This is a genomic window from Terriglobales bacterium, from assembly GCA_035543055.1.
Taxonomy (GTDB): domain Bacteria; phylum Acidobacteriota; class Terriglobia; order Terriglobales; family Acidobacteriaceae; genus JAIQFD01.
In genome coordinates, this window is record DATKKJ010000148.1 from 1 (window position 1) to 19,808 (window position 19,808).

The following is a 19,808-nucleotide window of genomic DNA, read 5'->3' on the forward strand; positions in this document are numbered from 1 at the left end:
CCCCTTGCGACCTCTGCCGCCCCGACCGGCGCCGCCAGCGCCGGAGAGCAAGGCGCCGGTCACAGACGCCGCGGCGCAGACGGGGTTCGGACCGCTCGCCCCGACCTTCGCGGACGCCAACTTCGAGGGCATGGGGGCGGGGCTGGGCAGCTTCTTTGGGACGAGCGTGCCCCCCGATACCGACGGAGCGGTCGGCCGGACGCAGTATGTCCAACTGGTCAACACTTCGTTCACGGTGTTCGACAAGACCAGTCACGCCATCGTGGCGGGACCGACGGACACCAAGAACCTGTGGTCCACATTGCCGGGACCCAACCCCTGCATTACCAGCAACGATGGCGACGGGATCGTTCTCTACGACCACCTGGCGGACCGGTGGATCATCACCCAATTCGCGAACTTCAGCGCAGGCAGCGGGCCTTACTACGAGTGCGTGGCCATCTCAAAGTCCGCCGATGCGACCGGGCAGTACTTCCTATACTTTTTCACCTTCATTGACTTCACGCAGACCATCAAACCGTTCCCCGACTATCCGAAAGTCGGGGTTTGGCCGGACGCGTACTACTTCACTTACAACGCCTTTGCCTCGAGTAGCAGTAACACCTTTGTCGCTGGGTTCCTCTGTGCTCTGGACCGAAGCAACATGCTGGATGGGGCAGGAACCCTGCGCGGGGTGCCCGGGCCGTCCGGAGGCGGCCTTCCGGCAGGCGAGAACCAGGTCTGCTTCACCATCAACGATTTTGCCTTGCTGCCATCAGACCTGGATGGGGCGACCCTTCCTCCGGCCGGTTCGCCCAATTACTTCCTGGAATGGTTCGACACGTCGCATCTCGGGTTGTGGAAGTTCCACGTGGACTTCAACACACTCACCAATTCGACGTTGAATGGCGTCAATTGGGTCAGCCCGGTCGGACCCGATCCGAATACTGCAGCGCTGAACCCGCCAAACTCCCCAATCCAGATCCCGGTGACGGCGTTCACGCAGACAACGTGCCCACCGCTGAGCTCGGAGATGTGCGTGCCACAGCTGGGCACGACCCAGAAGTTGGACACGCTCTCCCACACCGTGATGCACCGGCTGGCATACCGGAACTTCGGGAGTCACGAATCGCTGGTCACCAACCACACGGTGACGGTGAGCGGACACTCGGCGATCCGCTGGTACGAGCTCCGCGACCTGCAAAGCACGCCGCCGACCGTGTTCCAGAGCGGCACATGGAGCGGGTCGCCCCCGGACAGCAACTGGCGATGGATGGGCAGCGCGGCCATGGACAAGTTCGGCAACCTGGCGATCGGGTACAGCGTGTCCAGCGGGTCGATGAACCCGGCCATTCGCTACGCCGCGCGCTCTGCGGGCGATCTCGCCGGAACACTGGCCGATGAAGTCACCCTGGTGTCCGGCAATGCGTCGGAGCCGACGGGGTTTGGCAGGTGGGGCGACTACAGCGCCCTGACTGTCGATCCTCAAGACGATTGCACGTTCTGGTACACGAATGAGTATTACGCCACGCCGCCGGCACCGACCGAATTCGATTGGAGGACGCGCATCGGCAGCTTCAAGCTGGCGCAGTGCCAGAGCACGCCGTCGAACATCTCCGTCACGCCCGATTCGGGCAGCGGCAGCGGCGGGACGTTCAGCTTCCTGTACGCGGATACCGGAGGCTTCGCGCTGATTACGGCGGCAGAGGGACTGTTCAATTCGGGCAACAGCCTTACGAGTTCCTGCGCCTTCCACTACGACCGAGGAGCCAACACCTTCAGGATCTACGACAATACCGGAACGCTTGGCGGGACGACAGCGACACCTGGGGTCGGCCCATCCCTTTCGAACAACCAATGCACGCTTAGTATTGCGAGCGCCACTGTGGGTTCTGCGGGCAACAGTCTGGTACTGAATGTGCCCGTGACATTCACCACCCCGGCTTTCAACGGCAACAAGAACATCTACATGAACGTCAGCGACACCAACGGCACCACCACCGGGTTCCAGCAGTTCGGCTCCTGGACGGTGCAGTAGGAGAGGCTTCAGGGGCTGGCGGCGACGGCCATGACCTTTTCGACAGCGCGGGCGGTGTCAGCCATGTCGCGCTCGCTCAAGGTGGGGTGGACGAGGAACATGAGGCTGGTCTCGCCCAGTTCGCGGGCCACCGGGAGGCGCTCGGCCGGCCGCATCTCGGCCGGAAACGCTTTCTCCAGATAGATCTCGCTGCAACTGCCGCTCTGGCAGAAGATGCCCTCGGCGTTGACGGCATCCATGATGCGGTCGCGGTCCCAGCCCGCCGCCAAGCGATCCGGCTCAACATACGCATAGAACCTGTAGAAGGCATGCGCGACGTCCACGCCCGGCGCAGGCACGCGCAGCGCCGGAATACTCCTGAAGGCATCGAAGAGGACCTGCGCATTGCGACGGCGGAGGCGGAGGAACTCCGGCACCTTGGGCAGCACGGCGCGTCCCAGGGCCGATTGCATCTCGGTCATGCGCCAATTGGTGCCGAAGGATTCGTGCAGCCAGCGGAAGCCGGGCGGATGCTGGCGGTTGTAGCAGGCATCGAAACTCTTGCCGTGGTCCTTGAGGGACCAGACCTTGTCGGCGGCCACGGGGTCGTTGCAGGTGACCATGCCGCCTTCGCCGCCGGTGGTCATGATCTTGTCCTGGCAGAAGGAGAAGGCGGCGATGTCGCCCAGCGAGCCGGTGGGACGGCCTTTGTAAGACGCGCCGAGCGACTGGGCGCAGTCCTCGATCACCTTGAGGCCGCGCTCGCGGGCCAGCGCCAGGATGGGATCCATGTCGCAGGGCCGGCCGCCGAGGTGGACAGCGATAAGGGCCCTGGTCCGCGGAGTGAGAGCGGCCCGGGCGGTGGCCGCGGTCAGAGTACCGGAATCGCGGTCCACGTCGGCCATGACCGGAGTGGCGCCGCGCATGACGGCGCAGGAAGCCGAGGCAATGAAGGTGCGGCTGGGGACGACCACCTGGTCACCGGGGCCGATGCCCAGCGCGTACAGCGCGGCTTCAAGGGCGACGGACCCGTTAGCCAAGGCGACGGCGTGCCGGCATCCGACGAACTCGGCGAACTCGCGCTCGAAGGCGCGGCCCTGCTCGCCGGTCCAGTAGTTGACCTTGCCGGAGCGCAGGACCGCGGCCGCGGCTTCGACGTCCTCGGGGGCAAAATGCGGCCAGGGCGGCAGCGGAGCGGTGCGCACGGGCGCGCCGCCGGCGATGGCGAGGGAAGAGGCCGACTGGGGTTTAACGGAGTGGGGCACCTGCGGACAATCCTATAACCGAACGGCGGGAGAGCGCCACGAGCTCAGTACTTCGACACCTTACCGCAGACATAGCTGGCAATCGCGGCAACAAAAAAGAGGAAACTGAGCTGGATGAAGTTGCGCGGCAAGACGCTCATCGCGACCATGCTGTCCTTCACCGAGGTCAAGAGCAGGATCCGGGCGATGACCGCGATCGCGAAGAAGACCCAACCCAACCAGTAAGTGGCCCGGACCATTCCTTCCATTGCTTCCTCCGTAAGGCTTTCTGTTACGGATCCGGCTGAGTAACGGTACTCCGGCCTGCGGCGGTTTTCAATGCGCGAATCAGGTCAGTTACGGGTACCGGCAGATCAGGCGCGATACGCGGGAAAATAATCCTGGCGCGGAGGCGCACCGCCCTGGGCAAGACGGGCGGCCACCAGACCCTGGTAGCGGACAGGATCACAGATCAGGCCGGCGAAGCAGTATTGATGGACCGCCCCGCCGAAGCCTTTCTTGAAGTCGAAGAGGCTGTCGTCGCCGCGGACGCCGCCGCCCAGATGCAGACGGAGACAACCGCGGGCGCGCGCCCAGTCGATGGCTTCGCGGATCAACAAAGTCGTCGCCTTCGACTTCCGCCCGACATCGTTGGTCGCGCTGAGGTGATAGTGGGCGTAACGGCGGTCGGCGAAAAAGATGGAGCCGGCGACGGCCTGGTCGCCGCTCCAGGCCAGGGCGACCGCCATCCGGTCCCCGACACCATCGGCAAGCGCCTGGTAGTAAGCGGGCGAGAAGTGATAGAAGGTGGCGGCACCGAGACGATCCATGGTGGCCTCGTAGAGACCGCGGAAAAGGGAAAGCGCCTCGGGCAGAGATGGAGCCGGAGGAGAAGGCGCGACCGCAGCGCTCCAGGTGGTGCGCAGCGCGCGACGGGCCACGGCCAGATTCCAGCGGCGGTCCTTGCGAAGCGATTCTTCCGACCACTCGGCCAGCACCACGGCCGTCGTCGGGCCGAACGGGTGCAGGATCAACTCGGGACCCACCACCGTTTCGAACTCCTCATCTTGGGCAAGCAAGGGATGAAGCCGCAGCAGGATGCTGACGACATCATTCGACTTGCACCAATCGGCCAGGGTTGTGAGCCCGGCACGCAACTGGTCGGGTGTGGCGTGGGCGGAGCGCAACGGGAGGATGCCGCCGTAGCCGTAGGGCGTGATCGCATCCTGACCGGCGGTCCCTGGCGCGAAGGGCAGTTTGGAGAGAGGGCGCAGCAATAAGGGGAACAGGAAGGCGGTATCGCCCGCCTCGACGTGCAGGGCGACCGCCTTCCCTTCCCCCTCGACTTGGTAGGCGCGGGTGTAGCCGGGACGGTAGTAGAGGTCAGGCGCCGGAGAGGCGTCTACCAGATCGTTCCACCGCTGAGATTGGACAGGATCCTCTGCGGTGAGCAGGACGGGCATCCGGAGTCACCCGCGGCGGCGCTTGTGCGCTCGCCATTCCCGGTCAAGGAGGGACATCAGCACCAGGCCGTGATAGCGGCCGCTGCGAAACTGCTCGTCGCGCAGTGCCCCTTCCTGTCGAAATCCCAGCGAGCGGTAGAGTTCGATGGCACGTTTGTTGAAGGCAAGCACGGAGAGGGAGACCTTGTGCAGGTTGAGCTGCTCGAAACCCCAGTCCACGACAGCCTGGGTGACCTTCCGGCCGAGACCCTTGCCCCAAGAACCTCTGTCGCCGATGACGATGGCGAACTCCGCTTTGCGCACGCGGTTGTCGATCTTGTAGAGGCCGACGTGGCCGATCGACTTGTCGCTGCACGCGTCGGCGATGGTCCAAAGCACTTCGTCGGCACGATTGCGGTGGGCGGTCACCCATTCTTCCAGATTCTTCCGGGAGTATCCCGCGGAGAACCCGCCGAGGTACTGAATGACCTCCCAGTCGTTGCGGAACGAGTAGAGGCTGGCCACATCGCGGGGCTCGAGGGGTCGGAGAACGACGTCGCCGAGACGGATCATTTCGCGCCCTCGCGAGTCTTGCGGGTCCGCGGGTGCAGGCCGAGATCGTCCACCTCGACCACGTCCTGGCCGGAGTGGATGCCGCCACCGCCGAACACCCGAAGGAAGGTCATCAAGAGGATTCTCATGTCGAGTGCGAAGCTGCGATGGTCAACGTACCACACGTCGAGTTCGAGACGCTTGCTGAACGGGATGTCCTGGCGGCCGTGCACCTGGGCCCAGCCGGTGATGCCGGGGCGGACCTCATGGCGGCGGCGTTGCTCGGGGGTGTAGCGCTGCAGGTACTCGGTGAGGAGCGGACGCGGTCCGACCAAGCTCATGTCGCCGCGAACCACATTCCAGAGCTGTGGGAGTTCGTCGAGACTGAGGCGGCGCAGCCGGCGCCCGAGGGGCGTAAGACGCTCGCCGTCGGGCTGCAGGAGCTCTTCTTCGCTGCGGGCCTGGCGCATGGTGCGGAATTTCAGGACGGTGAAGGGGCACTCGTGCCAGCCCGGCCGTACCTGGCGGAACAGCACCGGCCTCCCCATACGAAGCCGTACAAGAACGGCGACGATGGCGATGAGCGGCGACAGCAGAACCAGGGCCAGAGTTGCGATCAGCAGGTCGAAGAGCCGCTTCATACTCCGGCTAACCATAACCCACGTCCGACGGAAATGACAGTCACCGGGCGGGTCCGGTCTGAGCCACGAGGACAAAGCCGGAGCCATAGGCGCCGCAAGGATGAAGCCGGTAGTCGGTGAACCCGACGGCGCGGGCGATCGTGTCCAGTTCCTTGCGGCGATAGAAATAGACCGGGCAGTCGCGCAGGGCGTAGCGGATCTTGCGCAGCGGCATGCGCACCAAGGACAAGCCGGGAAAGCTGGCGACCACCACGTGCCGGGCCGCCTGGGACATCTTGCCGAGGAACCCGGCGGGGTCGCTGACGTAATCAAACACTCCGAGGGCGACCACGGCGTCGTACTGCCGGGAAGCATCGCTTTCCAGGAAATCGCCACGCACGAATTCGCAGCGCTCGCCGCCCTGGTGGGAGGAGGCAAAGGAGCGGGCGAGTTCGAGCATGCGCTCGGAGAAATCGATGCCCACGACCTTTCCCGCCCCGGCCTGGGCGAATAGCACACTGTTGCGGCCGGAACCGCAGCCCACGTCGAGCACGGTGAAACCGGCGGGGAGGCCGGCCAGCGCGTCCACGGCCAGTTGGGCGCGGAGGAAAATGGGCCGGCGGAAGATGCGATTCAGCAGGTAGCGGAACTTGTTCTCATCCGCATACAGCGCGTCGAACTTGTCCGCTTTCTGCTGGAAGTAGCGTTCGACTCTCACTCAGATCAGCCTCTCTCAGGTACTCCGCGAACGTGGTAAAGCGGAAATCCTGCAACAGCCGCTCCAGCTTGCCCCGCATGGAAGAACGCCCGAGGTTCTGCTGGAAATTCACGATCCGCGCGCGCAGCGCCGCCGATGGGCCGGCGGGGTGGAACACTCGCAACAGGTCGAGCCGCTCGTCGTCGAACTCATACGGATGGAAATAGGTGACGAGGGGCGCACCCGATGCGTTGAGCTTCCTGACCGCACGGCGCAGGAGCGGATACGGCAGGAGGCGCACGTAGCCGCCGCCGGCGACGGGAAGGTTAGTCCCGGCCAGGCGCACCGTCGCCAGCGGGACCTCCGTGATGGTCAGGCCGTTGGGCAGGCGGTAGCGCAAGATGCGGCGGTCGAAGTCGGCGATGCCGTAGCGGCGGTGGCGCACGGGAAAGATGCTGGAATCGTATTCGAACCCGTTTTCCGCCAAGACTTCGAGCGCCCACAGGGAGGCGCGGTTGATGGAGAAATAGGCGGCGCGGTAGCCGCGGACCGGCGCGCCCAGCGCGTCTTCCACGACCTGCTTCGCGCGCCGGGTATCCTCCTGGAACTGCTCCCGGGTCAGGCGGAAGATCTGCAGGTGCTCGTATCCGTGAGAACCGATCTCGTGGCCGGCGGTCGCAATGCGTCGGACCAGCTCCGGGTGACTTTCGATCAGGAGGCCGAGCGCGAAGAAGGTGGCGCGGGCGCCGTGGCGCTGCAACACATCGAGGAGATAATCCACCTCGCGGAAGATGGAATCGCGCGGGGGGATCGACTGGCCGGAGAGATAGCGATGCGAGAGCTGATACCACTCCTCCAGATCGATCGACAGGATGTTCGGCGTGCGGGTGGGTTCCGGCATCAGCGGACCACCTCGCGGGCGGCGCCGGAGACGGGGCTCGCTGTTTCAGGCACCGGCAAACCGCGGGTAGAGAGTAGGTCGCGGTAAGCATGCAGGAGCCAGTTCCACACCTGCTGCCGCTGAAAATACCGCAGGACACGCTCGCGTCCGGCTGTGCCCATCCGTGTTGCCGTCACCGGGTCGAGCAGCAGGCGCTCGATGGCGCCACAGAGCGCCTCCACGTCGCGCGGCGGGACCAGGATCCCGGTGACGCCGTCGACGATGGAATCGACCGCGCCGGTGGCGGTGGTGGTCACCACCGGCTTCCCCGCTGCCTGGGCTTCCAGCACGGTGGTGGGAAAGCCTTCCCGGTAGGTGGGAAGAACGAAAACATCCATGATCCCGTAATAGGTCTCAGGATCGTCCACAAAGCCGGTGCAGACGATGTCCTGGCGTTCGCGCAGGATGCGAAGCTCAGACTCCTCTAAAGGATCGACCGGGTCAGGATCGCCAAGCACCAGCAGCCGAAGGTCCGGCACCCTGGCCTTCAATCTCTCGAACGCCAGCAAGAGTTCGTGGATCCCCTTGTCGCGGGCAAGGCGGCCGACAAAACCGAGCACCGGCGCATTGGCGGGAATGTCCAGCGAGCGGCGGGCGGCTGCCGATCGGGCGGCCAGGCCCGCAGTGGGCTCGTAGCGATCGGCATCGATGCCATTGCAACTGCCGTGGGCGATCACCGTACTCTGCTGGGAACGGGTGAGGCCGGCCGCGAGGGCACTGTGGCGCACGCTGTCGCTCACGCAATACACCCGGTGGCAGCAGCGGCAGGCGATCCAGTCGCTGGCAAAGAGCAGCGCCCGGCGCATGCCAGTGAAGGTCTCGTAACGCAGGCCGTGCAGGACGTATACGCGGCAGGGAACGCGCGCCAGCACGCCCGCGAGGGCCGCGATCAAGCCCGCCTTGGGAGTCCCGGCGTTCACAATCAGGGGCCGGTTGCGGCGCAGCCACCAGAACAGGCGCCCCAGCGATAGCAGATCGCCCAAAGGCGAAATGCCACGTTCCCAGGGCAGCTCCAGGACGCGGACATCCTCGCTCTCAGCCAGATCGGCGAGGGGCCGGCCGCTGCCGGCCGCCACTGTGACCTCGAATCCGTGGCGACGAAGGAACGCCGGCTGACCGGCGAGCATCAGCAGGCTGAGTGGCGAGGTCACGGCAATCAGGAGCCGTAAGGGACGGGTTTCGGCCATCAGCGGCGGACTCCAGGAATCGCTGCCGGCATCATCGGGGCGCGCACCTGGGCCGGGAGCGGGGCAGCCACGGGATCGCCTTCCCATGCGCAACACAGCATGATGAGAAGCGGCAGCATCATGACGCGTTGGCGGCTGAGCGTCCCGAAGTTGCCCGAAGCAGCCGAAAAGATGATCAGGAACTCCGCGCAGTACAGGGCAGCCATGAAGATGACCGGGTTGTGACGCCAGCGACCGAGGGCCGCGAGGAGCTTGCGCCGCCGCATCCAGAACAAGGCCATCAGCGCGACCCCCTCCAGAGAGGCGATCGCCATCTGGGAGCTGCGGACCTCCCAGGGAAAGGGGCGGAAGGGCAGGAAGGGCGCGAGCGCCAGGCGACTGGCGAGCGACCCGCCGAACGACGACCCGCCTCCTACCTGCAACCCTTTCTGAATAGTCTCGAGCCGTGTCATGGCACTCTGGACATCCTCCACCTGGACGAATTGTCTTGCCTGCGAAACCAGGAAGTAGGTCCCGACCAAGAGGAGCGGGATGGCGAACATCCGGGCCAGCATGCCCAGCAAACCCTGCCGGTTCCGGCTGAGCAGGTAGGGGACCGTGCACGACATGGCCAGCATGGCGGCGATGTGGGGACGGACGAAGGCGGCTCCCACCATGCCGAAGGTGAAGAGCGCCCAGGACTTGGCATCCATCTTGCTGTAAATCCGCGCATAACCGTATATAGCCAGGCTCATGAAGAACAGGATCAGCGAGTCCTTGCCCATGGGAGCGGTCCAGTAGACGATCGAGGGAAGGAGCATCAGCAACGTGGCAGCCAGATAGCGGTTGCCGTTGGGCAGGGCCGCCAGGAAAGCGCGGTAGTAGAGGAACTGCCCGAAGTAGGAGAGAAGCGCGAAGGCGGCAACGGCCGCGGGAAACGACGTGCCGATCACCAGCAGCACCAACCCCGTGATGATGCCGGCGAATTCGGTGCTGGTGTAGCGGGTGAAGGGCCAATCGCCCTGGTTGCGCAGCGCGAGGACCACCCGCTGTCCCGCGTTGAAGTAACCGATCATGTCGGCGTTGCCGCCGTACACCCTGAAAAAGACGTAGACGACGGCGGCCGCGCCCGCCAACTTCATGGCGAGGGCAGCCAGCAAAAGCCGCCGCATGAAGCCGTCCCGGCTGGTGGACCGCAGGATCCAAGCCAAGGTCAGAAGGAGCAGGACCGGAGTGAAGAACAGAGCGGTGCCCGGGTCGAAGTTCTCGGGGAAGAACAGGAGTTGGATCCAGGCGGGCGAGGTCAGCGTGCACATCGCGCCGACCGCGCCGGCGAACAGCTTGCAGCGCGCCATGGTGGCCTGGAGCCCCGGGGAAACGGGAGCGCCCGTCCACTGCCCCGCGACCGTTGCCGGCGTGGCCATGACTACCTCCGCGCTCCTGTGGCGAGCGGTTCGTGTGGCTGGCCCAGCACGGATGCGAAGACTTCGTCCCACTGCGACAGCATCTTCTCGACATTGTAATACTGCTCGGCGAACTGCTTCCCCCGCCAGCCCGCGGTCCGGCGCGCCTCTTCGTCAGACATGAAGCGGTCGAGCATCGCCGTCCACTCCTGCGGCGTCGAGCAAGCCATGTGGAGGCCGCTGTCGCACATGGCGCGGGCGTAGGCGGGGGTGGCGGAGACGATGGCAGGCATGGCCATGCGCCAGAAGAGCAGGAGCTTGTTCTCCGGCTTGCCGCGGATCAACGGATGCTCCAGATCCATGGGGATGAGCGCCAAGTCGCAGGCGGTCATGACGGCGGCCGCCGTCTGTTCATTCCAGGCGTAGAGGTACACGCCGTCCAGGCTGCCGAAGGTCCGCCGCGCCAGGTCGGTGGCGTGGCGCTTGCCCACCTTGCCGTGCAGATACTCGCCGTATTCCAGGTCGGTGACCAGGTGGAGGGCGATCCGGCGCCGTCGCTTGATCTCGTCCAGCACACCGCGGATCTGCGAAAAATACGCGAGATTGCCCGGCAACCCCTCCCAAACAAAGTTGAAGACGTCGCCCGCGGCATAGTCCTGCTTCACCCGAGCAGTGACCGTGGAGTGAAAATCGAGGATGACGTGCACGTTGGAGCAATAGGGACGTATGTCGTCCTGCTGCTCGGCGGTGGTGCAGATAACGGCATCGGCGCGGCTACACATCCTCTGGATGCCCTTGACGTAATCAAGAAGCAAGTGCCGGTTCTGGCGGACGGCAAACTTGGCCGCTCCCCGGAAGACCGCCTTCCAGTCGCTGTTCCCGGCGGCCAAATAGGAATCGATCTGCTGGTAAATGATCTTGGCCGAGCCGCGATACCGCTGCCAGACGCTGATGTCGCCACCCGGGCTAACAACGACAACGTCGTAATCCCGGCGCGGGTCGGCAATCTCGAAATCCAAGCCACGTTGTTTCGCGTAAAAGCAGAAGCGCCGCCGGTCCCCGGGATGGGCGAAGGTCGGCTCGAAGGGCACGTAGCCAACTCGAAGATCGCGGGGGATGGTCACGGCCTGGAGAGTTTCCTTCCCTGGGTCCCAGCGATGGCTCTGATGCAGATCAAGTCTGGTCTAGCTTTGCTCGGGATGGTTTGTAGCAGCATTCTAATCAAAATCATCCACGGAAATCCGGGTAGGAGCGATCCGCCTGGGAGATGACCGAGACCGGAAGGGGCCAGGAGATCTGGAACGCGGGATCGTCCCAGCGCACGCCGGAGGCAGACGGAGCGTGGTACGGGCACGACATCTGGTAGAAGACCTCGCATCCGTCTTCGAGGGTTTGAAACCCGTGGGCGAAACCCTCGGGCACATAGAGCATGTTGTGGGCGGCGGCGGTGAGTTCGAGGGCGAACCAGCGCTTGAAGGTCGGAGAAGCGGAACGAAGGTCCACGATGACGTCATAGATACGCCCGGCGGTGCAGCGGACGATCTTGGCCTCTTCGTGCGGGGCACGCTGGATATGCAACCCGCGAAGAGTCCCCTTCTTCGTGGTCACGGAAAGACTGCACTGGGCGAGGCCGGGATTGAGGCCGTTGCGCCGGAACTCTTCGCGACACCAGGTGCGGGCGAAAAAGCCGCGTTCGTCGGTGAGGGGGTCGATCTCGATGACGCAGGCCCCTGCCAGCGAAGTAGGCAGGAACTTCACGCGATCACCTCGACCCGGGGGATGGGCACGACCAGCTTGCCGCCCCAATCCCGCACGTGCGCAAGCTGCGGGACGATCTCGTCGCGAAGATTCCACGGAAGGATCAGCACGTAGTCGGGCCGGGTCTGGGCGATCTTCTCCGGCCCAAAGACTGGGATGTGGGTGCCTGGAAGAAAGGTTCCCTGCTTGTACGGGCTGACGTCCACGGTGTAGTCGAGGAAGTCGGTGCGGATGCCGCAGAAGTTCAGCAGGGTGTTCCCTTTCGCCGGGGCGCCGTAACCGACAACCCGCTTCCCCTCGCACTTGGCGTGCGCCAAGAACGATAGCAACCCGAACTTGGCGGCATAGGCCTTCTGAGAGAACGAGGTGTAGGTAGCCAGGTCAGAAAGGCCGGCAGACTTCTCGGCCGCGAGCAGTGCCGCGACCGAGGGCATGACTGCCTTGGTCCGGTCTTCCGCGTGCCGGGCGTAGATACGCAGCGAGCCGCCATGGGTCGCGAGTTGTTGTACCTCGAAGAGCTCCAGGCCATGCCGCGCGAACAGTTCGCGGACGGTCAGAAAAGAAAAGTACGAGAAGTGCTCGTGATAGATGGTGTCGAACTGGTTGTCTTCGATCAGGCGCAGGAGGTGGGGGAACTCCATGGTGACGACGCCCGTTCTCTTGAGCAGCAGCTTGAGTCCGGCGACGAAATCATTCGGCAGCGGAGTATGGGCGAGCACGTTGTTCCCGATGAGGAGGTCGGCCTGCTTTCCCTGCGTCACCAACTCGCGCGCGGTCTGCGTCCCAAAGAATTTGACGAGAGTGGCCACGCCCTTCTCGCGGGCCACGCGGGCTACGTTCTCCGCCGGCTCGATGCCCAGCACCGGGACGCCCCGCTCCACGAAATACTGCAGCAGGTAGCCGTCGTTGCTTGCGATCTCGACGACCTGGCTCGAGGCGCCAAGGCCCAATCGCCCGGTGATCATCTCCACGTAGTCCTTCGCATGTCGCAGCCAGCTCTGGGAATAAGAGGAGAAGTAGAGATAATCGGAGAAGATGTGCTCCGGGAGCTCGAAGGCGTCAACCTGGACGAGGAAGCAACGGTCGCAGACGCGCGCATGCAGCGGATAGAAGACCTCCGGCTGCGCGAGCTGCTCGGGCTTGAGGTAGGAATTCGCCAGCGGCGAGACGCCGAGATCGAGGAAGGTGTGGGAGAGCGGCGCGCCGCAGAGGCGGCACTGGAGCGCACTCATCGCTCCGCCCCCGTTGGCGCGGGCATGGCTTGATAGGCGCAGATCTGGTCGAGCGCCAGCCGGCGAACATCGGCGCCGTCGCGATAGGCTTTGTACCACTCGACCGTGGCCTGCAGGGCGCGTTCCAGGTCCCAGCGGGGAGACCACCCCAACCGGGCGCGAGCCTTGCTGGAGTCGAGCTTGAGCACCTGCGACTCCGGCGGATGTGGCGCGGTGTCGGCCGCCCAGGAGGACCGCTGTCCCCAGAGTTCTGTCAGGCGCGTGACCACGTTGGACACCGGGACGCAGTCAAGCTCTCCAGGACCGAAGTTCCAGCTCCCAGCGTAGGCCTGGGGCTCCTGCCAGAGCTTTTCCACGAGAGCAAGATAGCCGCCCAGCGGTTCCAGGACGTGCTGCCAGGGCCGCACCGCCCGGGGATTGCGGATGAGAACCTGCTTACCGGCGAGGAAGGCGCGGATGGCGTCGGGCACCAGGCGATCCTCGGCGAAGTCGCCACCGCCGATCACGTTGCCGGCACGCGCCGAGGCGACCGCCGTAGTCCGGTGGGCGAAGAACGAATCGCGGTAGGCCGCAGTCACCAGCTCGGCGCAACCCTTGCTGCTGGAGTACGGGTCCCGGCCGCCCATGGGGTCATCCTCGGTGTAGCCACGCTCGGAACCCGAATTCTCGTAGCACTTGTCGCTGGTGATGACCAGCACGACGCGCACCTCCGCGCCCTGCCGCGCCGCCTCCAGCACCTGCACCGTGCCCATGACGTTGGTGGCATACGTGCCGACCGGATCGGCATAGGAGCGGCGGACCAGCGACTGCGCCGCCATGTGGAGAATGATCTCCGGGCGCTCCTCCCGCACCACCGCGGCGAAGCGCCCGGCAGCGCACAGATCCCCGATCACGGACCGCATGCCGCCGCCGACGCGTGCCAGATCGAACAGACTGGGATCGGTGGGCGGGGGCAGCGCGAAGCCTGCGAGTTGCGCCTCCAGTTCCCGCAGCCACAGCGCCATCCAGCTTCCCTTGAAGCCGGTGTGGCCGGTGAGCAGGACGCGTTTCCCCTTCCAGAATGCGGGATTCACCGCCATACCTTCCACGGGGCCTGCCCGGAGTTCCAGAGTTCCTCGAGGTGGTTCTTGTCGCGGAGCGTGTCCATGGGCTGCCAGAAACCGCTGTGCTTGTAGGTAGAGAGCTGGCCTTCGCGGGCCAGGCGCTCCAGGGGCTCGCGCTCCCAGATGGTGTGGTCGTCGGCGATGTAGTCGATGACTTTCGGCTTGAGCACGAAGAATCCGCCGCTGACCCAGCCTTCGCCGCTCGGCTTCTCGCGGAAGCGCACCACGCGCGAGCCGCGCAGTTCGAGGGCGCCGAAGCGCGCCGGCGGCTCGACCGCAGTGACCGTGACCAGCGTCTTCTGCTTCTTGTGGAAGGCCACCAGCGCCTTGATGTTGATGTCGGCCAGGCCATCGCCGTAGGTGAAGCAGCAATCGTCCTTGCCGAGGTACTCGCGGACACGCTTCAGGCGGCCGCCGGTCTGGGTCTCGAGCCCGGTGTCCACCACGGTCACCCGCCAGGGCTCGGCGGTGTTGCGGTGCACTTCCACCCTGTTGCGGGAGACGTCGAAGGTGACATCGGAGGTGTGCAGGAAGTAGTTGGCGAAGTATTCCTTGATCTGGAATCCCTTGAAGCCGCAGCAGATGACGAAATCGTGGATGCCGTGGGCGGAGTAGATCTTCATGATGTGCCAGAGGATGGGGCGCCCACCGATCTCGATCATGGGCTTGGGGCGCAGCACGGTCTCTTCGCTGATGCGCGTCCCCATTCCCCCGGCCAATATGACGGCTTTCAAATCCAGTCCTCCCTTACGCCAAGTCTTGCAGGAGCGCTTCATAGCGGGCCACGCCGGACTCCAGACTGAAGTGCGGGCGCGTGGCCTCGCGCGCGCGGGCCAGCTCGTCGGCATTGACGGCGGAGGCGATACGCGCCGCGGCCTCTTGCAACGCGGCGTCGGTGACGTCTTCCAGCACAATGCCCGAGCCCGCGCGGCGCACCCAGTCGCGCGCCTCAGGATTACACCCAGCCATCACCGGGCGCACGCCGGCGGCAAAGAACTCCGCCAGCTTGGTCGGCATGGAGCCGCGTTTGGCGATCCCCTCGTTCATCAGCAGCAGGCCCCAATCCATCGCGGACAGCCAGCCCGGCATCTCGGCGTGGGCGACTGTGCGAACAGTATACGAATTCTGCGTGAGCGAAAAGTGCGAGAGCAGTTGCGCCATGGCCTCAGGCTGCTGCGTCAGGCAGAGCAAGTGAGCCTCGGGACGCCGCTCCAGCACTGCCTGAAACAGGCGGAGACAATCTTCCACCCGATAGGAGGCATTGATGGAGCCGACCAGGCCGATGACCAGCTTCCCCTCCAGCCGCGCCCGGACCTCCGGCGGAACCACGGACAACTCTCGCGGAGCGAACATCCCATAGTCGGCGCAGGTGGGGATGGTCACCGCCGCCTTCCCTGCCCTGTTGCCCAGCTTGCCAGTGCGCACGTCATCGGCTTGCAGACCGGTGAGCGTGGTGACGGCGGCCGCATCCGCCACCAGACGCCGCTCCAGCCGCTTGGCAACGCGATACACGAATGGCCGGACAAACCAGCGGCCTTCGGCGACGCTCTCGTCGATCCAGTACCCGCGCATGTCGAACACGTACGGGACACCGGTCACTAGGCGCAGGGCCCAGGCAACCGAGGTGGCGACATAGGAACGCGCATGCACCAAGCGGATGCGCTCGCTCCGGATCAGCCTGCGTCCTGCCCAGAACAGCGCCCAGCAGTTCTGCAAGACCGGCCCGATGCCGCCGGTGTGATAGGGCAGGTGTGCCCACGTGATCCCGTGCGCTCCCAGCTCGCGCTCCAGTCGCTCGACGGCACCTTCATCCGCGAGGTCCCTTTGCCGCTCCATGGAAAGCAGCGCATACGGGAACCCGCGGCGGCTGAGGGCGAAGATGTAAGGCAGGACCTGCGACTGTCCCAGGGGCTCGAGGACCCCGTTCAGCGTGATGTACAGGATAGGAGCGTGCGTGGCGGAAGCGAAGCCCTGCTGCAGCGAATTTGAGGCCACGATATTCATCTGCGAGCGTGGGCTGCGAAGGGAAATAGCTTGATTCGCTCGTTGGCCTCGGCGAATTCGCGGCTTTGGAAGTATCCGGGGCGGTAGAACGACCGAAAATTCTTCCACGCAGTCCGCATGGCGGTTCCTGTCCACTCCTGGGTGTAGAAGGTATGGCCCTCACAAACACTCGGCTGGGCGATGCGCGGTACAGATTCCCCTGCCGCCAGGGCCTGAACCACCCGGACGTACAGGTCTTGCGCATGCTCCATCACTTTCCAGTGGAGCTCCGCGAGGCTTTCGGAGCCGTCCAGAGGCGTCTGCTCGGTGGCGACGATGGCTCCACTGTCGATCCCAGAATCCAGCCACATCACCGTGCTCCCGATCAGGTAGAACCAACGCCGGGCAAGACACCAGTTGGTGCAGTTCGGCCCCCCTTTCACATAAGGGGAAATGCCGGTGTGCATGTTAATGATTCCCAGGCGCTGGGCCGCCGATTCGATGATCCTCTTCCCGACAAGATTGGTACCGGAAACGATGACGAGATCGGGTTCGTGGCCGGTCAATGCGGCAAGTGTTTCAGGATCGTTGATATTGCGCACGCGCACAGTCGGCACTTGGGGGAAGCCGCCGTACTCGCGCGCGTAACGGTCCTGAAGGTCCAACCACGCTCGGATGAATGGTCTGCCCACGATCCTGCCCTCGATCCGGTTCAGCAGGATACTCAGTCTTTTTCCGGGGGGTGGAGATTTCATAGGGACGTTGCGGGACAGCACCACGGCGTTGAGCCGGCAGTGTTCAGCCAGCTTGCGGCAGAGCGCGGCCTGGTTCGGCGCGTCGTTGGTGAGAATGACGGCCTTCACAGGACGCCTCGAGCCCGGTACCCCAAGGCCTGGAATCGCACTTCACAGGCCGATTCGCCGGCCACCGAGATGCGTGGGTATACGCCTCCGTCCCCTCGGGCGAATTTCTCCTCGACCAACAGTACATGACGCATCCCGTGGCGCTTCAGGATGTCGAGCTGAGAAGGCCGGAAGCTGCCGTTCGGAAAAGCATAAATCTCCAACGGCAGGTGCAGAACATCCTTGAAGTAAGCGGCACATCGGGCCAGGTCCTGCTCGAAAAACCCGTCGCTTTCATGTCCCATCGAATCGTGCGCGTAGGAGTGAACTCCGATATCGTGAAATGCGGCCGCCTGGAGGACGGAAGCGCGGTCCATCATCCGGGTGGTCCCATCCGGCTTGACTTCTTGCAGCAGGGGGACGATCGACTGCCAAAGTGCTTCACGCTCGCTCCTGGGACGCATCTTCAGGAAATGGCTCAGGGCGGCGCCGAAGGCGGCCTTGGATCGAACGCTCGAGTCGGGAGGCGATAACGAGAATCCGGGCAGCCGGAAGCTGCGCAGCAGGGCCGGCGATGCCGCCCCCAAGAAGTCGTAAAGCTGAGTGTTCCACAGGGGCGTGCCGGACTCCACGCATTGGGGAACGATGTTCTGGTTGGCGCGCATCCCGTGCCTGGAGAGAATCGGCATGGCGTACTCCACGAAGTCCTGGTAGCCATCGTCAAACGACAGCACTACCGCGGGACGGGGCGGATCTTCTCTGAGGCTTGCCATCGAGAAGTGGCGCTTGAGAAAGACGAGCAGATCCGCAAAATCTTCGGGAGAAATGGGTGGCGAGAAAGGGTTCATCCGAGGCGACACACGGTGCAGGTTGAGAACAGCCAGGAACCTACCCCGTTGGATGCGGCGCACAAGACGTTGCTCCTGGCCCGCCAGTTCCAGCAATCGGAGGTAGAGACGCTTTATCGCCGTACGATTCATGGTGCGCAAATCACGCCCGAGTTTCCTGCGGCGCCACAGTCCGCCAAGTGCGTGCCCATCGCCAGTAGGCATAAACCACCCACAGCCTGTACGCCGTCATCATGTCCTGAGCGCGCAAACCGCTGAGCATTCGACGCAGCTCGGCGGCGTCGAGCGGCAGTCCCGGCAGCTCTGCAACCCAGTCCACGGCCTCCTCCAGTTGCGGGCGCAACGGTCCGGCGAGCCATTGCCCTATGGGAAGTGCGAACCCATGCTTGGCTGCCTGAAGGTGTTCCGGCCCGATGTGCCGGACGAACAGCTCCCGGGTGATGGGCTTGCGCACGCTTCCGCTCACCAGGGCGTCGTTGGCCAGCCGCCAACTGAATTCCACCAGCCGGTAATCGAGGAAGGGGGAACGAAGCTCAACGCTGTTCGCCATCGACATGCGGTCAGTCTTGACCAGGATGTCGTCGGGCAGGTAGAGCTGGAAGTCGAGGTAGCGGAGATACTCCAGGACGGTGAGCTTCGGAAGCCGACCAAAGCCGGCAGCCCAGCGCTTGAGGAATCCCGGCGAGGCGGAGCCCCCCTCGCTGCCCACAGTCATCAGCCGGCGATAGACTTCAAGCGCTACTTGCGAGTTGGAAAGTGCCGGCCGCATCCGCCGATAACGCGCATAGAGGTGGGCCACGGCGCCTCTCCACCCAGTGCCCCAGAGATAGCGGGTATATCCACCGAAAACCTCGTCGCCGCCATCGCCGGTGAGCAGCACCGTGGCGCCGCTTCGCGCCAGACGACAAACAGCATACATGGGCACCGAGGATGGGTCGCCGAAGGGTTCGTCAAGAACACTCATAGCGGAGTCGACGAGTTCCAGTGCATCCTGGCGCGAGAGCGTCAAAACTCGATGTTGAACCCCAAGCCGCCGGGCGATGGCCCGCGCTGCCTCGGCTTCATCCAACACTTCATCTTCCAGTCCTATTGTGAAGGTCTGTAAAGAGATGTTGAGTCGCTTGGACAGCATGAATGCGACCAGGCTGGAGTCCACACCACCGGACAGGAGCACGCCCACGGGAACATCGCTGACCAGCCGGCAGCGGACCGCGTCCTCCAGCAGGGCAGCGGCCTGCTCGAGGGCGTCGCGGTGCGACTGGCGACGCCGGCTCTGGGCGCGGAGGACCGCTTCCACCGACCAGTAGGGCCACTCGCGGGTCGAGAGATCAGCCTTGACCTCGAGGATATGGCCCGGACGCACCTTGCGCACGTCCTCGAAGATGGTGAGCGGCGCGGGGATGTACGTGAGCTGGAAGTAGGCCTCGGTGGCCTCGCGCGAGACGGTGTGCGGCCTGGTATCGGCGCGCAGGAGGGCCTTGATCTCGGAGGCAAAGGTAAGGCAATCGTCCGCCAGCGAATAATGCAGCGGCTTCTTCCCCAACCGATCGCGGACCAGAAACAGGGAGCGCGTTGTCGCGTCCCACAGGGCGAACGCGAACATGCCGTTGGCGGCCTGCAGCGTCGGTTCCAGCCCCAGGCTCTCGAAGCAGGCGAGCAACACCTCGGTATCGGAATGCGTGCGGAAGGAGGCGGCATCACGGTGGATGCGCCGGCACAGCTCGCCGGCGTTGTAGATCTCGCCGTTGTACACGATGGTGAAGCGCCCGCTCTCGGAGTGCATGGGCTGGTTGGCGGCGGGGGAAAGGTCCTGTATGGCGAGGCGGGAGAACGCCAGCGTCAGCAGCCGTTGCGGGTCCGTCCAATAGCCCTCCATGTCCGGGCCGCGGTGGCGCAGGCAGGAGTTCATGCGCCGGGCAACCGCTTGCATCGGTTCCGCGGGCATGGGCTGGCGGTGGAGACGTCCGGCAAAACCGCACATC

The 19,808-nt window shown here is 64.6% G+C and carries 19 protein-coding genes; 1 reads left to right on the forward strand and 18 read right to left on the reverse strand.

The window, feature by feature from the left end; all coding sequences use genetic code 11:
* On the forward strand, positions 1–2,017 hold a 2,017-nt coding region (locus VMS96_10070; GenBank protein HVP43769.1), incomplete at its 5' end, for a hypothetical protein.
* Positions 2,018–2,025: 8 nt separating this feature from the next.
* Here the strand turns inward: VMS96_10070 and VMS96_10075 are convergent.
* From VMS96_10075 to asnB, 18 genes are all read right to left on the reverse strand, one after another.
* Entirely contained in the window at positions 2,026–3,261 is a 1,236-nt protein-coding gene (locus tag VMS96_10075; GenBank protein ID HVP43770.1) for a DegT/DnrJ/EryC1/StrS aminotransferase family protein, read from the reverse strand.
* 44 nt (positions 3,262–3,305) lie between these two features.
* The gene (locus VMS96_10080) at positions 3,306–3,509 is read right to left on the reverse strand and encodes a hypothetical protein (protein ID HVP43771.1); all 204 of its coding nucleotides are present in this window, start codon (positions 3,507–3,509) and stop codon (positions 3,306–3,308) included.
* Between the two features lie 105 nt (positions 3,510–3,614).
* Entirely contained in the window at positions 3,615–4,703 is a 1,089-nt protein-coding gene (locus tag VMS96_10085; GenBank protein HVP43772.1) for a GNAT family N-acetyltransferase, read from the reverse strand.
* 6 nt (positions 4,704–4,709) lie between these two features.
* On the reverse strand, positions 4,710–5,255 hold the full coding sequence (locus VMS96_10090) for a GNAT family protein (GenBank protein HVP43773.1): 546 nt from the start codon (positions 5,253–5,255) through the stop codon (positions 4,710–4,712).
* Positions 5,252–5,875, reverse strand: a complete 624-nt coding sequence (locus tag VMS96_10095; protein ID HVP43774.1) for a sugar transferase — start codon at positions 5,873–5,875, stop codon at positions 5,252–5,254. Before VMS96_10095 ends, VMS96_10090 begins: the two co-directional genes overlap by 4 nt.
* A gap of 40 nt (positions 5,876–5,915) precedes the next feature.
* Positions 5,916–6,572, reverse strand: a complete 657-nt coding sequence (locus VMS96_10100; protein HVP43775.1) for a class I SAM-dependent methyltransferase — start codon at positions 6,570–6,572, stop codon at positions 5,916–5,918.
* Positions 6,511–7,452, reverse strand: coding sequence for a DUF3473 domain-containing protein (locus VMS96_10105; protein HVP43776.1), 942 nt, complete (start codon positions 7,450–7,452; stop codon positions 6,511–6,513). The genes VMS96_10100 and VMS96_10105 overlap by 62 nt, the downstream gene beginning before the upstream one ends.
* On the reverse strand, positions 7,452–8,678 hold the full coding sequence (locus VMS96_10110; GenBank protein HVP43777.1) for a glycosyltransferase family 4 protein: 1,227 nt from the start codon (positions 8,676–8,678) through the stop codon (positions 7,452–7,454). The genes VMS96_10105 and VMS96_10110 overlap by 1 nt, the downstream gene beginning before the upstream one ends.
* A complete protein-coding gene (locus tag VMS96_10115) occupies positions 8,678–10,081 on the reverse strand; it encodes a hypothetical protein (GenBank protein ID HVP43778.1) in 1,404 nt (467 codons plus the stop codon). The genes VMS96_10110 and VMS96_10115 overlap by 1 nt, the downstream gene beginning before the upstream one ends.
* A 2-nt stretch (positions 10,082–10,083) precedes the next feature.
* Positions 10,084–11,184, reverse strand: a complete 1,101-nt coding sequence (locus VMS96_10120; protein ID HVP43779.1) for a hypothetical protein — start codon at positions 11,182–11,184, stop codon at positions 10,084–10,086.
* A 103-nt stretch (positions 11,185–11,287) separates the two neighbouring features.
* Positions 11,288–11,818, reverse strand: coding sequence for a dTDP-4-dehydrorhamnose 3,5-epimerase (gene rfbC, locus VMS96_10125; GenBank protein ID HVP43780.1), 531 nt, complete (start codon positions 11,816–11,818; stop codon positions 11,288–11,290).
* Positions 11,815–13,050, reverse strand: coding sequence for a class I SAM-dependent methyltransferase (locus VMS96_10130; protein HVP43781.1), 1,236 nt, complete (start codon positions 13,048–13,050; stop codon positions 11,815–11,817). Before VMS96_10130 ends, rfbC begins: the two co-directional genes overlap by 4 nt.
* Entirely contained in the window at positions 13,047–14,123 is a 1,077-nt protein-coding gene (gene rfbG / locus VMS96_10135; protein HVP43782.1) for a CDP-glucose 4,6-dehydratase, read from the reverse strand. Before rfbG ends, VMS96_10130 begins: the two co-directional genes overlap by 4 nt.
* On the reverse strand, positions 14,120–14,887 hold the full coding sequence (rfbF, locus tag VMS96_10140; GenBank protein ID HVP43783.1) for a glucose-1-phosphate cytidylyltransferase: 768 nt from the start codon (positions 14,885–14,887) through the stop codon (positions 14,120–14,122). Before rfbF ends, rfbG begins: the two co-directional genes overlap by 4 nt.
* Before the next feature lie 13 nt (positions 14,888–14,900).
* Positions 14,901–16,148, reverse strand: coding sequence for a glycosyltransferase (locus VMS96_10145; GenBank protein ID HVP43784.1), 1,248 nt, complete (start codon positions 16,146–16,148; stop codon positions 14,901–14,903).
* 5 nt (positions 16,149–16,153) lie between these two features.
* Entirely contained in the window at positions 16,154–16,999 is an 846-nt protein-coding gene (locus VMS96_10150; GenBank protein HVP43785.1) for a formyltransferase family protein, read from the reverse strand.
* Positions 16,996–17,958, reverse strand: a complete 963-nt coding sequence (locus VMS96_10155) for a polysaccharide deacetylase family protein (GenBank protein HVP43786.1) — start codon at positions 17,956–17,958, stop codon at positions 16,996–16,998. The genes VMS96_10150 and VMS96_10155 overlap by 4 nt, the downstream gene beginning before the upstream one ends.
* Before the next feature lie 10 nt (positions 17,959–17,968).
* Positions 17,969–19,807 carry an asparagine synthase (glutamine-hydrolyzing) gene (gene asnB, locus VMS96_10160; GenBank protein ID HVP43787.1) on the reverse strand — a complete coding sequence of 613 codons (1,839 nt, stop codon included), beginning with the start codon at positions 19,805–19,807 and terminating at the stop codon, positions 17,969–17,971.
* Position 19,808: the final 1 nt, after the last annotated feature.